The sequence below is a fragment of the Pantoea folii genome (genome assembly GCF_056678875.1).
This window is the reverse complement of record NZ_JBWXON010000006.1, coordinates 110,804-123,701: the sequence shown is the minus strand read 5'-3', so window position 1 is coordinate 123,701 and position 12,898 is coordinate 110,804. Positions and strand designations below refer to the sequence as shown.

The following is a 12,898-nucleotide window of genomic DNA, read 5'->3' as shown; positions in this document are numbered from 1 at the left end:
CCAGGAGAAGCCGCATGACGCACCGTGCCCCGATTCGCCGTTTTTGCCTCACGACCCTGTTTGCCAGCCTGATGATTAGCGGTGTTGCTGTTCAGGCCAAAGAGTGGAAATCGATCACCATCGCTACCGAAGGCAGCTATGAACCCTGGAACCTGACGCTGCCGGGCGGCAAGTTAGGCGGCTTTGAACCTGAACTGATGGAAGACTTGTGTAAGCGCATGGGCATCCAGTGCAAGCTGGTGGTGCAAAACTGGGACGGCATGATCGCCGGACTGAATGCTGGCAAATATGACGTGATCATGGATGCGATCGTCATCACGCCGGACCGCAAAAAAGTGGTCAATTTCACCGTGCCTTACGCGTCGACTCCCGCCACCTTTATCACCACCAAAGACAGCCCGCTGATGCCGGCCGATCACAACATCATCAAGCTGCATGACGATGAGAAAGAGATCAACACCGCGATTGCACCACTGAAAGCGGCGTTAAAAGGCAAAACCATTGGTATCGCGTCCGGCACGGTTTACACGCCCTTTATTGATAAGTACTTCAAAGATGTCGCCGACGTGCGCGAATACACTTCCTCAGCAGATGCGATTCTCGATCTTCAGGCGGGGCGTATTGATGCGGTATTCGACGATGTGACCTTTGCGCAATCGATGCTGGCGCGCAAAGAGAACAGCAACCTGACCTTCAGTGGCCCGCAGTTGGGTGGCCCGATTTGGGGTGAGGGCGAGGCGATGGGCGTGCGCATGGCTGACAACGATCTGAAAGCCAAACTCGACGAGGCCATTAAAGGCGCACTGGCCGATGGCACCGTGAAAAAGCTGAGTGAGAAGTGGTTTAAAACTGACGTAACCCCGTAAGTGAGGTGAAAGATGATGAGCCTGCTGAGTTTTGGTGCTGATGGCTGGGGCCGCCTGATTTTGGGGGCTGCCTTCACCACGCTGCTGCTGTCGCTGGCGGCGTTGATGATTGGCGCGGTGGTCGGTTCCGGCGTGGCGGCAGCGAAACTGTCGCCGCAGCGCTGGGTTCGCTGGTTGGGTGAAGCCTATTCCACGGTGTTTCGCGGCATCCCGGAACTGCTGGTGATCTACCTGTTCTATTTTGGCGGATCGGGCCTGATTACCCTGGTGGGACAGATGTTTGGCGCGGATGGTTTTATCGAAGCGCCGCCGTTCCTGATTGGTGCACTGGCAATCGGGCTCATCTCTGGATCCTATCAAGGTGAGGTGTATCGTGCGGCGCGTCTGGCGCTGGCCAAAGGTGAAGTGGAAGCGGCAGTCGCGATCGGCATGCCGCGCTGGCGTATTGCCCAGCGCATTTTGCTGCCGCAGATTGTGCGCTATGCGCTGCCAGGCATGTCAAATGTCTGGCAGATGAGCCTGAAAGATTCGGCGCTGGTGTCGGTGACCGGCATCGTCGAGCTGATGCGTGCCAGCCAGGTGGCGGCGGGATCCACGCGCGATTACTTCACTTTCTATCTGATTGGCGGTGGCTGCTATCTGGTGCTGACGCTGCTGTCTAATCATGCGTTCCGCCGGGCAGAGTCTCGCCTTGGACGCGCGTGGCAAAGTCGCACTGCGGCACAGCATTAAGGAGCAGCAGTATGATTGACTTCGCCTTTCTGACCGATACCTTTCTCAAGCTGAGCGCCGCGCTGCCGGTGACGCTCGGCCTGTTTATCAGTGCCTTTCTCTGCGGTGGCATTTTCGCTATCGGCATTCTGTCACTGCGCATGAGCCGCTGGCGGGTGCTGAGCGGCTTTGCGCGCGGCTACATTCTGGTGTTTCGCGGCTCACCGCTGCTGATCCAGCTGTTCCTGATCTATTACGGATTGGGGCAGTTTGGCGTGATCCGCCATAGTTTTGTCTGGCCGTTCCTGCGCGAGCCCTTTACCTGCGCGGTATTGGCATTGTCGCTGTGCACCGCGGCTTATACCGCTGAAATCCTGCGTGGTGCCTTACTGGCGGTGCCACCCGGACAGGTCGAAGCCGGGTTGGCCTGCGGCATGTCGCGCTGGCTGCTGCTGCGTCGCATCATCGCGCCCATCATGCTGCGTTATGCATTGCCCGCGTATTCCACCGAAGCGATCCTGCTGGTGAAGTCCACGGCGCTGGCCAGTCTGGTTACTGTGTGGGATGTCACTGGTGTGGCGCAGCAGATCATTCAGCGTACCTATCGCACCATGGAAGTGTTTATCTGCGCCGCCGCCATTTATCTGATCCTCAACTTTATTATCGTCCAGCTTTACGCGTTGTTAGAACGCCGTTTAACCCCGGTGCATCGCGTTGAAAAAAAGCCGTTACCCGCCGTTAAACCGCTTGCCGGAGAGTGATATGCAATCCACATCCCCCGTAACCTTAAGCGCCACCGATATCCATAAATCCTTTGGCGCAATGGAAGTACTGAAAGGCATTTCGCTGCAGGCGCATCAAGGCGATGTTATCTCAATTCTCGGCGCCAGCGGCTCGGGTAAAAGTACCTTATTGCGCTGTATCAACCTGCTGGAAACGCCAGATGCTGGCGTGGTGAGCGTCGGTGGTGAAACCATTGAGATGAAGCGCCATGCGCGTGGTCATCAGCTGGCGGCCAATCCCAAACAGATTGAGCGCCTGCGTTCGCGTCTGGGCATGGTGTTCCAGAGTTTTAACCTGTGGTCGCATATGACGGTGCTGCAAAACGTGATTGAAGGGCCGCACTATGTTCTGAAGCGCGATAAGAAAAGCTGCATTGCCCAGGCGGAGCAGTTGCTGGATCGCGTTGGCCTGTTGAATCGCAAAGATTTTTATCCGGCACAGCTTTCCGGCGGCCAGCAGCAGCGTGTGGCGATTGCCCGCGCGCTGGCGATGGACCCGGAAGTGATGCTGTTTGATGAGCCAACCTCAGCACTTGATCCCGAGCTGGTGGGCGAAGTATTGAAAGTAATGCGCAGCCTGGCGGAAGAGGGGCGCACCATGTTGGTGGTGACGCACGAAATGGGCTTTGCGCGTAACGTTTCCAACCGGGTGGTGTTTATGCATCAGGGGACCATTGATTGTCAGGGGACGCCGGAAGAGATGTTTGGCGCACAAGGCTCGCAGCGCTTTAAGCAGTTTATCTCCAGCCATCAGAGCCATCACACGGAGCAACCAGCATGACATTAGTGTGGGGCGATGAAACGCTTTCCTGGCAGGATGTGGTGCAGGTGGCACGGCACAATGCCGAACTGACGTTAAGCGCCAGCGCCTGGCAGCGTATTGCTCAGGGGCGTGAGATCGTCGAGCAGATTGTGGCCAGCGGGCATATCGCTTATGGCATCAATACCGGGCTGGGGGCGCTGTGCAATATCACTTTGCCGGAAGTGCAGCTGAGCCAGTTGTCACGTAATACGCTATTGAGTCACGCTTGTGGCGTGGGCCCATTACTGGCGCGTGAACAGGTGCGTGCCATTCTGTGTGCGGCGATTGCGAACTATAGCCATGGCAAATCGGGCGTCTCCGTGGCACTGGTGCAGCATTTGCTGGCGCTGCTGAATCATCAGATTACGCCGCAGGTGCCGTCGCAAGGTTCAGTGGGCTATCTCAGCCATATGGCGCATATCGGACTCGCGCTAATTGGCGTGGGCGATGTTGAGTATCAGCAACAGATCGTGTCTGCAGAGCAAGCGCTGGCGCAGGCTGGATTAACGCCTTATCGACCTGGCGCGAAAGAGGGCTTGAGCCTGGTGAACGGCACGCCGTGTATGACCGGGTTGTCTTGTCTGGCGCTGGATGATGCGATGCGCTTGCTGGATTGGGCCGACGTGACCGGCGCAATGAGCTTTGAGGCGCTGCGCGGGCAGTTAGTGGCGTTTGATGCCGAAGTGATTGCGCTGAAAGCCAGTCCTGGCATGCAAGTGAGTGGCCTGCGTTTGCGTCAGTTGCTGAGCGACAGCCCACTGCTGGCAAAAAGCGTAGGTGTGCGCACCCAGGATGCACTGAGTTTGCGTTCGATGCCACAGGTACACGGTGCCAGCCGCGATCAGTTTGATCACGCCGCGCGACAGGTGAATACCGAGTTGAATGCCTGTACCGATAATCCGTTGGTACTCGGCACCGTGGATAACTGGCGTGTGGTGTCGCAGGCCAATCCGCACGGTGAATCGGTGGCGATGGCGGCCGATTTACTGGCCATTGCCATGGCGGAGGTTGGCAGCATTGCGGAGCGACGTCTGGATCGTTTAGTGAATCCACTGGTCAGCGGTTTACCGGCGTTCCTGGTGGCGCAGCCGGGCGTGAATTCCGGCATGATGATTGCGCAGTACGTGGCGGCGTCGTTGTGTGCGGAGAACCGTCAGTTGGCACAACCGGCGGTGCTGGATAATTACGTGACCTCGGGTTTGCAGGAGGATCATCTTAGCTTGGGTACTGGGGCTGCGTTGAAACTGCTGAAGCTGGTGGGGAATGTGTGGCAGATTCTGGCGATTGAATATCTGCTGGCGGCGCAGGCGCTGGATTTCCATGGCGAGGCGGAGTTGGCGGAAGGGACGAAACAGGCGTTGCGCCGTTTGCGGGCAGAGGTGGCGAACTGGCAGGAAGATCGCTGGCTGGCACCGGAAATTGCCCGGGCAGTTGAGGTGATGAAGAACGGTGTTTGCTGAGTGCTCTTAAGCGATGCTGAACTGCTGAACTGCTGAACTGCTGAACTGCTTAACTGCTTAACTGCTGAATGCGTGTGGGTGCGGGCCGTAGCACCTCTGCTGCTGCCGGGCAGTCCTCGCGCCGCTGGCGCGGTGCCCTCGGCTTCCACGTCGTGCCGACGGAACGTTCGGGGATCGACCATCCCTGGTCGGCCCCGAACTGATCCACGCATCCCTGCGTGGATCTCCTGGCCCAACGTAAAAGCCTCAGCGCTGCGGATAGCCCTTGCAGCATCAGAGGTGCTACGGCCACTAACACTTGTGCTGTTTTTGATAACATGCACGAAAGTTTATGAGCAGGCTGGGGGCGCAGGGGGGCGGGCAATCCGCAGCGCCGAGCAGAGTGAGTCTGCCAGGATAGCCCGCAGGACGCGGGCGGAAGGCGGGGCGGCACAGGGATGTGCCATCCCCGCCGTTCCGTGAGGCAGACGAACGAAGTGAGGGAACCGCGTCAGCGGCGCGAGGACGCCAGCCCCCCTGCGCCCCCAGCCAGCGTTAACTCGGTTTTAAGCCAACCCGTATTTCAGTCAGCAATCCAAACTCGTGTTTCAAACTGCATTCAAACTGCATTCAAACTGCATTCAAACCCGCAGTCCAACCGCAACCGCCAACCCACACAATTTAACCGCGGCGCGCATCCGGGCGCACCAAATCAAACCGCAAATCCTCACTGATGCCGTAATACGCCGATGGGCCGCCGGCTCGCAGAATAGGTTGTGCCTTAGCGGTCTGGTAAATGCCATCTTCCAGCAGCGTCTCATCAATATGAATTGCCACCACTTCACCCAACACCAGCCAACTCTCCAGTTCAGTGCCTTGCACATCCTGCAGGCGAATCAGCTGCGTCAGACGGCACTCAAAGTTCACCGGGCTCTCTGCCACCATACTGACGTTCACGTGCGAGGCGGCAATCGGCGTCAATCCCGCCAGCGCGAACTCATCTTGTTCAGGCGGTACTGACGCAGAGCTTTCATTCATCGCTTCGGCAAGCGGGCGCGTGGCCAGATTCCAGACGAATTCTTTGCTTTCACTGATATTGCGCACACTGTCTTTCCAGCCGCTACTGGCAAAACCAATGATCGGCGGATGATAGTTAAAGCAGTTAAAGAAACTGTACGGGGCCAGGTTGCGCTGGCCACTGGCGCTCAGCGAACTCACCCAGCCAATCGGGCGAGGACCAACAATGGCGTTCAGCGGATCGTGTGGCAAACCATGCCCGCTCCTTGGCTGATAAGTATAACGTTGTCGCATTAGCGCTCCTGGCTCGTCTGTTAAACTTCGCACCGCAACGCTGTTATGGCATTCCTGTCGCTATCATCAGGAAATGCTAGCGGATGACCATAACGGCAGCTTGCTGCAGCACGAATTATTTTGGACTCAATTTTGGGATATCAGGTTTAAATGCAATACAGATAATCGTGTAAGCGGATTGTGCGATGCCGCCATCCAGCGTATCTTACGCCCGCGCTATTATCCGGAGAATCTATGAACAAGCCAACCGCCACCTCGCCATTCCATCCCCGTAATCGCCATCAGGGCCGTTATGATTTTGCTGCTCTGACCGCGGCTCATCCGCCGCTGGCGGTGAAAGTCCGTCCAAATGGCTACGGCGAGTTGTCGGTGGATTTTGCCGATCCTGAAGCGGTAATGCTGCTCAATCAGGCGCTGATTAAGCTGTTTTATAACCTGAACTGGCAGCTACCGGAAGGCTACCTGACGCCACCCGTACCGGGCCGTGCTGACTATGTGCATGCGCTGGCTGATTTGCTGGCCAGTGACAACGGCGGCAAAGTGCCACGCGATGTCGATGTGATGGATATCGGTTGCGGGGCCAACCTCATTTATCCATTGATCGGGCATGCGGAGTACGGCTGGCGCTTTACCGGCACCGATATTACGGCGGAAGCCATCACGGCGGCAAACCAGATTGTCGCGAGCAATCCCGGCTTGCAGCGCGGCGTGCGTCTGCGTCGTCAGAAAGACGAGTCCGCCATTTTCGCCGGTGTGGTGCACAAAAATGAACGCTATCATGCCGTGCTCTGCAATCCGCCATTCCATGGTTCGGCGCAGGAAGCAGCGATGGTCGGTCAGCGTAAAACACGCAATCTGGGCTTAGGTAGAAATGCACCGCTCAACTTTGGCGGTCAACACAAGGAACTGTGGTGCGAGGGCGGCGAGCGTCAGTTCGTGGGTAAGATGATCGATGAAAGCGTGGCCTATGCCGATCGTATTGTCTGGTTTACCTCACTGGTTTCGCGCAAGGAGAACCTGCCTGCGTTGCGCGATCAGTTGCGCGATCTCGAGGTTGAGGAAGTGCGCATCATCGAGATGGCACAGGGGCAGAAACAGAGCCGCTTTATCGGCTGGACATTCCTGCCGCCAGCCGCGCGCACTAAACGCTTCGCGCGCTGAACCAGCGAATCCTGAGGCCACATTCCACATTGTGTCGTTAGTGGGTGCGAACTCGGGATCGCTCATTTAAATATTTGTGCTGAATCGTACGGACTCAAGACCGTAGTCCACATCGGTTGAACATTGAGGCGAGCACTGGAAATATCCCACTTGAGTTCTTGCGTTGAGACTGACGGTTAAAGGTTGCAGCCTGCATGTGTTCGGATGCAGGGGCGAGTCTTAGCCCGCGAATGTAAGCGTTTAATCCGGTGTCCTAAGGTTTCAACCAACGAGTTTTTATGATGGATTGGGCGGCAGCAGCGCTGCCAGCGTGGCCGCGGACCCCACATCGTTGCCTGTCTGCATCACTTCCACCGTCTGATGCGGCGCTTTAATCCCTGCGGCATCAAAATGCTTCTTCACCTTGTCATCCAGCGCAAAGCGCACTGTCCACTGCTTCAGCGGTTGGGTGGTAAACGACACGCGCACGGTAAAGGACTGGTTGGTCAGGCCCACCAGTCCGGAAAAACTCGGTTCGCCAATCACCATGCCGCGAATATCCGGATTCTCCAGCAACTCCTTCACCGCTGCCTGCAAGGTCGCATTCACACGCTCGGTGTCTTCACTGCGGTCTACATCATAGTTGGCGACAAACGAGCCAATACCGCGCACAAAGTTGGCGAAAGTGGTAATCGAAGACCACGGAATGATGTGATATGCGCCGGTATCCTGACGCACGCCGACGGAGCGAATTGACATGCGCTCCACCGTGCCGGTGATCGGGCCAATTGTCACCAGATCGCCGGTATTCATACCGTTCTCAAACTGAATAAAGATACCGGTAATAATATCCTTCACCAGCGTTTGCGAACCGAACGACACCGCCAGACCCAGCGCCCCGGCACCCGCCAACAGCGGCGCGATGTTAACACCCACTTCTGACAGCAGAATCATAATGGTGATGGTGCTGATCACCACCGCCAGCGCATTACGGAATAGCGTCAGTAAGGTGCGCGTACGTGCGCTGGGCATCGGCCTTCCGTGTGAATCCGAAGCCAGACGGCTTTCGATCAGGCTGGCCAGCAGCGTCCAGCCGATGGCGGAGAGCAGCAAAATCATCACGATACGAATCAGCACATCCACCATTTTCTGCCCGGCTCCCAGCGTGAGCCAGTGCCAGAGATCAAACAGATTCCAGGCATTGAGCAGCAGCAATAGCGTGGCGAACACGGTGATCACACGCGCCAGTTTTAGCAGTGCTTTCACCCAGTCATTGACGCGTTTTTGCAGTTCCGGATAGTTACGACGCAGATCCGGCGACAGCGTCAGCGTTTTGCCAATCCAGCGCGTTAGCATGCCGGAAATCAGCGCGGCGATAACAATAATCGCCATGCTGCGCACCGTGGCCGACATCATAAACTTCAGACTGTCACCCGGATTGAAGATCGAGAACAGGAACAGCGCAATAAAGTAGGCACTCGCCAGCCAATGCCACACCATACCGAAGGCGCGGATAAACAAGGCAAAGAAGCTCATACTGCGATCGGCCAAACGCGATAACTCGTCGTGGATATTGCGTCGGTTGCGGAAAATCAGCCACAGCGCCCAGCCAGTCATGATGCACATGATCAACACATTCACCAACGCAGCGATTTGCATATTCACCTGATTGCCGACAATCGGCACCACCACGAGCAAACCATAACCGATGATGCCGCTGAGCCAGCTAAGACGTGTGTTCCAGTAAGCGGCACGCACATCGGAAAGATGAAAGAAGCGCAGGGTGGGGAAGCGTGGGCAGAATATCAATCGCAACACCGCTTTGAAAAACTCAATCAACGCGAAGGCATTGAGGAATAGCCCCTGCTGATAGGCAATGGTGCGATTGTTGTTGTGGTAGTTGTCACTGATGATCTGACCAACAAACAGCGTCAGCGCCAGAAGCACTAAGTCGAGAAGAAAGGCGACGATAATGGTGGCAGGCAGATGCAGCCACTTGGTGCGATCCAGATTATGATTGCGCCCCCAGCGGCCCATGCGCTGCCACACGGGATACATCATCAGCCGCGTGAACCAGTAGAAAGCAAAAACGGTAGCGGCGAGCCCGGCGAAATACTTCAGTGCATTGAAGAAGGTTTGCTGATTAAAGGATTTGTGCGGTGCGTTAACGATGTTGTCGTGCAAACGGACAAACTGCGAGGCAACGGCGCCTCCATATTCGCGTGTAACGTTGGTGACGCTCTCCAGTACCGTGGGATCTTCCTGATCGGCCTGCGGTGGAGCCAATACCGGCTGTTCATTACTGGCTTTGCTGGTGGCGGCCTGACGCAACTGATCGATCAGTTCCTGACGCGAGTCGTTATTTTCCAGAATATTGGCCAGCGCGGCATAAGCGGCTTTTTTATCTTCCAGCGTCGGCTCACCTGCAGCGGTAGTGCTGGCAGCGGGCGTTGACGTTTGCTGAGCGGCGACGGCGGCCTGCGGTAGATTGACCGCGTTTGCGGTGGGAACGAGGAACAGACAGATCAGCATCCATATGGTAGGGCACCATGATGGGCGGGCAAACGACATGACCTTCTCCTTGAGCAACGCACAACGGCACAAGAAAAAAAGTATAGTCAGTGATGGAAGGTGAAGATTCTGAAAGGAAATTTCTTTACGGAAGAAGAGGCGGCTTTACAGCCGCCTCGTCATTTATGACACGTGCTGCAGGAACTCGCGCAGACGATCGCTCGGTGGGTTGGTGATCAACTCATCCGGGTTGCCATCTTCCGCGATGGTGCCTTTATCAATGAAGATCAGGCGCGAAGCCACTTTCTGAGCAAAGCCCACTTCGTGCGTTACGATGACCATCGTCATGCCTTCTTCGGCCAGATCCTGCATCACCTTGAGCACTTCATGGCGCAGTTCTGGATCGAGTGCAGAGGTTGGCTCATCAAACAGCATCATCTTCGGTTTCACCGCCAGCGCACGAGCAATGGCAACACGCTGCTGCTGACCACCGGACAGTTCGGCAGGGAAGTGGTGCGCACGCTCGGCGAGGCCGACTTTACCCAACAGTTCATGTGCCAGTTTCTGTGCGTCGTCCTTCTTCGCACCGCGCACGCAAATCGGGCCGAAAGCCACGTTATCCAGCGCACTCATCTGCGGGAACAGATGGAACTGCTGGAATACCATGCCCGCTTCCTGACGAATCAGACGCTCATCGACTTTAGGATCGTTAACTTTCATGCCATCAACGATCAGGTCACCGGTAGTGATCTCTTCCAGCTTGTTGATGCAGCGCAGCAGGGTCGATTTACCTGAGCCAGATGGCCCGATAATCACCACCACTTCGCCCTGATTGATCTTCAGGTTGATGTCATGCAGGACTTTGGTCTGGCCGAAGTTTTTAGAGACGTTTTTAAATTCAATCACAGGATTTTCACCTTCTTCTCAATACGGCGCAGTACAAAGCTCAACACCAACGTAATAACCAAATAGATAATCGCAACGGCACTCCAGATCTCCAGCGCGCGGAAGTTTCCGGCGATAATTTCCTGGCCCTGACGGGTCAGTTCCGCCACGCCGATCACGATAAACAGCGAGGTATCTTTGATACTCACGATCCACTGGTTACCGAGCGGCGGCAGCATACGACGCAGTGCCAACGGCATGATGACGTAACGTAAGGTTTCACGGCGGGAAAGACCCAGCGCCAGGCCTGCTTCACGGAAGCCTTTGTTGATCGACAGCACGGCACCACGCGTGATTTCCGCGATATAGGCACCGGAGTTAATCATGATGGTGACCACGGCGGCGGTAAACGGATCGATACGCAGGTCCGGGAAGGCCATCGGTAAGGCGAAGTAAATAAACATCACCTGCACCACGATTGGTGTACCGCGGATCAGCTCGATAAACACCAGCGCGATATTATTGGCGATCCATCCGCCGTACGCGCGCGCGAAACCGGCGACTAAACCAATGATTAACCCGCCAATTAAGCCGAGTACGGAAATTATCAGGGTCATTTTGGCGCCTTCGATCAAAATCGGCAGGGCTGGCCAAATGACGCTCCAGTCAAACTCCATGGTGTAACTCCAAAATCTGTTGCAATGGAAATGTAAAAAGCAGGGAGACTAAGCTCCCTGCTGGAAAAATCGGCTTAGGCCGGAATTATTTTGGCTCGCTGCCGAACCATTTTTTATAAATTGTGTTGTACGTGCCGTTGTCGCGCAGGGTTTTCAGCGCGCCATTAATCTGGTTACGCAGGTCATCGCTGCCTTTTGGCAGAGCGATACCATACTGCTGAGCTTCGATAGACTCGCCAACCGCTTTGAAGCGACCTTTACCGGCGGTGTGGATGAAGTACAGGATGTTTGGCGTGTCGTGCAGCACGGCGTCAGCACGGTTGGTGCCCAACTCCATGTAGGCGTTGTCAATGTTCGGGAACTGACGCAGATCTTTAGACTTGATGTGCGCTTTTGCGTAATCAACAGAACCGGTACCGCTCTTCACCGCAACCACTTTGCCGTTCAGATCGTCGATGCCTTTGATGTTGTTTTCGTTCTCACGCACCATCACTAACAGACCACTTTTGTAGTAGCCGTCAGAGAAGTCGATGGCTTTTTTGCGCTCGTCGGTAATGGTGATGCCGGCCAGAGCCACGTCAACGTTTTTGGTTTGCAGTGCTGGGATGATGCCGCTGAAATCCATTGGCTTCAGAGTGTAATCCAGCTTCAGTTCTTTGGCGATAGCGGCCCACAGGTCGATATCGAAACCAACGTAATCGTTGCCCTGTTTGAATTCAAAAGGAACGAATGCGGTGTCGGTCGCAACGACCAGTTTCTTATCTGCTGCAGTGGAAGAAAGCGAGAAGGCCAGCGCCAGGGCTGCCACGGAGACTTTAATCAAAGACTTCATCATTATTTTCCTTATTACCCTTCAGACCTGATGGCCTGATGTACGGCTATTCATATGAAAAAATTATGCCAACTTTTCATTTTGGTCGAAATCAGCAGGATGCAGGGCCTGGCTGAAGCGATTTTGCTGTAGTCGAAAAGTCTGCACTAATATGGGTCACCAAAATAGTGCATCGTACTGTGGTGGTGCAGGCACAGTGTGCACCAAGGGCTGTGCAAGGGAAAGGCAGGATTAAGATTTTGTTAACAACGTCAAAAAAAGCACCAAAATGTTACAGATATAAAAAAAGGCGGGATATCCCGCCTTCGCTGTAACTGACATTATTCGATGTTGGATTCGATGAACCACAGGAATTTATCCAAATCACGCGATGCTGCCGTGAAAATGTCGGCAGTGTCTTCATCGCTTACTTCACTGATGGCCTTACGCGTATCGTTCGCGACAATCGCGTAACGATCGGCAAGGGCTTTCAGGTGATCCTGAACGGTATGGATGTTGAGCGGATAGCTTTTTAATGGCGTCTTGTCGTTGACGATCTGAGTGGTACCCAGCGCCACGCCGCCGAGCTGTACAACACGCTCTGCAATGGTGTCCTGATGATCGGTGATGGCAGTACGGAAGCCATCCAGCATTTCATGCACACCGATAAAGTTGGCGCCGCGCATATTCCAATGCGCCTGCTTAGTGATCAGTGACAGATCAATAAACTCCACTACCAGACGGTTGAGCACCTCGATGGTCGCTTTCTTATCGCTATCAGCAACATCATTACGGGTGTAAATGAGATCAGACGATTTAGTTTTAACCAGTTTTGCGGTACTCATCATTAATATCCTCTAATTGATGGTTGTCCTAATCAAGCACGGGAATAAGTATAGCAGCAGTTTTTTGGCTATGCCGGATTGTTTAAACCGATGACAGGAATAGATAAACCTTAATGTT

General features: G+C 55.1%; 12 protein-coding genes. 6 read left to right on the top strand and 6 right to left on the bottom strand.

Annotated features, from left to right (window positions below; translation table 11 throughout):
• The first annotated feature begins 14 nt into the window (after nucleotides 1–14).
• Genes AC1MDE_RS09550 through AC1MDE_RS09530 form a run of 5 tightly spaced genes read left to right on the top strand, consistent with a single transcriptional unit; the run spans nucleotide 15 to nucleotide 4,621 of the window.
• Nucleotides 15–866, top strand: a complete 852-nt coding sequence (locus AC1MDE_RS09550; protein WP_058962211.1) for a transporter substrate-binding domain-containing protein — start codon at nucleotides 15–17, stop codon at nucleotides 864–866.
• A 12-nt stretch (nucleotides 867–878) separates the two neighbouring features.
• The gene (locus AC1MDE_RS09545) at nucleotides 879–1,598 is read left to right on the top strand and encodes an ABC transporter permease (protein WP_034820926.1); all 720 of its coding nucleotides are present in this window, start codon (nucleotides 879–881) and stop codon (nucleotides 1,596–1,598) included.
• An 11-nt stretch (nucleotides 1,599–1,609) separates the two neighbouring features.
• Nucleotides 1,610–2,338 carry an ABC transporter permease gene (locus AC1MDE_RS09540; protein ID WP_160834666.1) on the top strand — a complete coding sequence of 243 codons (729 nt, stop codon included), beginning with the start codon at nucleotides 1,610–1,612 and terminating at the stop codon, nucleotides 2,336–2,338.
• 1 nt (nucleotide 2,339) lies between these two features.
• Nucleotides 2,340–3,140, top strand: a complete 801-nt coding sequence (locus AC1MDE_RS09535) for an ABC transporter ATP-binding protein (protein WP_034820922.1) — start codon at nucleotides 2,340–2,342, stop codon at nucleotides 3,138–3,140.
• A complete protein-coding gene (locus tag AC1MDE_RS09530; RefSeq protein WP_479398156.1) occupies nucleotides 3,137–4,621 on the top strand; it encodes an HAL/PAL/TAL family ammonia-lyase in 1,485 nt (494 codons plus the stop codon). Before AC1MDE_RS09535 ends, AC1MDE_RS09530 begins: the two co-directional genes overlap by 4 nt.
• Nucleotides 4,622–5,281: 660 nt before the next feature.
• Here AC1MDE_RS09530 and AC1MDE_RS09525 read toward each other — a convergent pair.
• Nucleotides 5,282–5,911, bottom strand: a complete 630-nt coding sequence (locus tag AC1MDE_RS09525) for a flavin reductase family protein (protein WP_038647961.1) — start codon at nucleotides 5,909–5,911, stop codon at nucleotides 5,282–5,284.
• Between the two features lie 234 nt (nucleotides 5,912–6,145).
• On the opposite strand from AC1MDE_RS09525, the gene rlmF reads away from it, so the two are divergent.
• Nucleotides 6,146–7,072 carry a 23S rRNA (adenine(1618)-N(6))-methyltransferase RlmF gene (rlmF, locus tag AC1MDE_RS09520; protein ID WP_479398158.1) on the top strand — a complete coding sequence of 309 codons (927 nt, stop codon included), beginning with the start codon at nucleotides 6,146–6,148 and terminating at the stop codon, nucleotides 7,070–7,072.
• A gap of 276 nt (nucleotides 7,073–7,348) precedes the next feature.
• Here the strand turns inward: rlmF and ybiO are convergent, their stop codons facing one another.
• The 5 genes from ybiO to dps form a co-directional block, all read right to left on the bottom strand.
• Complete coding sequence (ybiO, locus tag AC1MDE_RS09515) at nucleotides 7,349–9,583, bottom strand: mechanosensitive channel protein (RefSeq protein ID WP_479414938.1); 2,235 nt, start codon at nucleotides 9,581–9,583, stop codon at nucleotides 7,349–7,351.
• A gap of 162 nt (nucleotides 9,584–9,745) precedes the next feature.
• Nucleotides 9,746–10,468: a glutamine ABC transporter ATP-binding protein GlnQ gene (glnQ, locus tag AC1MDE_RS09510; RefSeq protein ID WP_480344506.1), complete on the bottom strand. Its 723-nt coding sequence runs from the start codon at nucleotides 10,466–10,468 to the stop codon at nucleotides 9,746–9,748.
• Nucleotides 10,465–11,124 (bottom strand): glutamine ABC transporter permease GlnP, encoded by a 660-nt coding sequence (gene glnP / locus AC1MDE_RS09505; RefSeq protein ID WP_038647949.1) that lies wholly within the window; start codon nucleotides 11,122–11,124, stop codon nucleotides 10,465–10,467. Before glnP ends, glnQ begins: the two co-directional genes overlap by 4 nt.
• 85 nt (nucleotides 11,125–11,209) lie before the next feature.
• Nucleotides 11,210–11,956 (bottom strand): glutamine ABC transporter substrate-binding protein GlnH, encoded by a 747-nt coding sequence (gene glnH / locus AC1MDE_RS09500; protein ID WP_058961948.1) that lies wholly within the window; start codon nucleotides 11,954–11,956, stop codon nucleotides 11,210–11,212.
• Between the two features lie 320 nt (nucleotides 11,957–12,276).
• On the bottom strand, nucleotides 12,277–12,780 hold the full coding sequence (dps, locus tag AC1MDE_RS09495; protein WP_038647945.1) for a DNA starvation/stationary phase protection protein Dps: 504 nt from the start codon (nucleotides 12,778–12,780) through the stop codon (nucleotides 12,277–12,279).
• Nucleotides 12,781–12,898: the final 118 nt, after the last annotated feature.

Bases quoted from the DNA above. Each gene is read 5' to 3' on its own strand.
- AC1MDE_RS09550 (WP_058962211.1), top strand. From the start codon at position 15: ATGACGCACCGTGCCCCGATTCGCCGTTTTTGCCTCACGACCCTGTTT.
- AC1MDE_RS09545 (WP_034820926.1), top strand. From the start codon at position 879: ATGATGAGCCTGCTGAGTTTTGGTGCTGATGGCTGGGGCCGCCTGATT.
- AC1MDE_RS09540 (WP_160834666.1), top strand. From the start codon at position 1,610: ATGATTGACTTCGCCTTTCTGACCGATACCTTTCTCAAGCTGAGCGCC.
- AC1MDE_RS09535 (WP_034820922.1), top strand. From the start codon at position 2,340: ATGCAATCCACATCCCCCGTAACCTTAAGCGCCACCGATATCCATAAA.
- AC1MDE_RS09530 (WP_479398156.1), top strand. From the start codon at position 3,137: ATGACATTAGTGTGGGGCGATGAAACGCTTTCCTGGCAGGATGTGGTG.
- AC1MDE_RS09525 (WP_038647961.1), bottom strand. From the start codon at position 5,911: ATGCGACAACGTTATACTTATCAGCCAAGGAGCGGGCATGGTTTGCCA.
- rlmF (WP_479398158.1), top strand. From the start codon at position 6,146: ATGAACAAGCCAACCGCCACCTCGCCATTCCATCCCCGTAATCGCCAT.
- ybiO (WP_479414938.1), bottom strand. From the start codon at position 9,583: ATGCTGATCTGTCTGTTCCTCGTTCCCACCGCAAACGCGGTCAATCTA.
- glnP (WP_038647949.1), bottom strand. From the start codon at position 11,124: ATGGAGTTTGACTGGAGCGTCATTTGGCCAGCCCTGCCGATTTTGATC.
- glnH (WP_058961948.1), bottom strand. From the start codon at position 11,956: ATGAAGTCTTTGATTAAAGTCTCCGTGGCAGCCCTGGCGCTGGCCTTC.
- dps (WP_038647945.1), bottom strand. From the start codon at position 12,780: ATGAGTACCGCAAAACTGGTTAAAACTAAATCGTCTGATCTCATTTAC.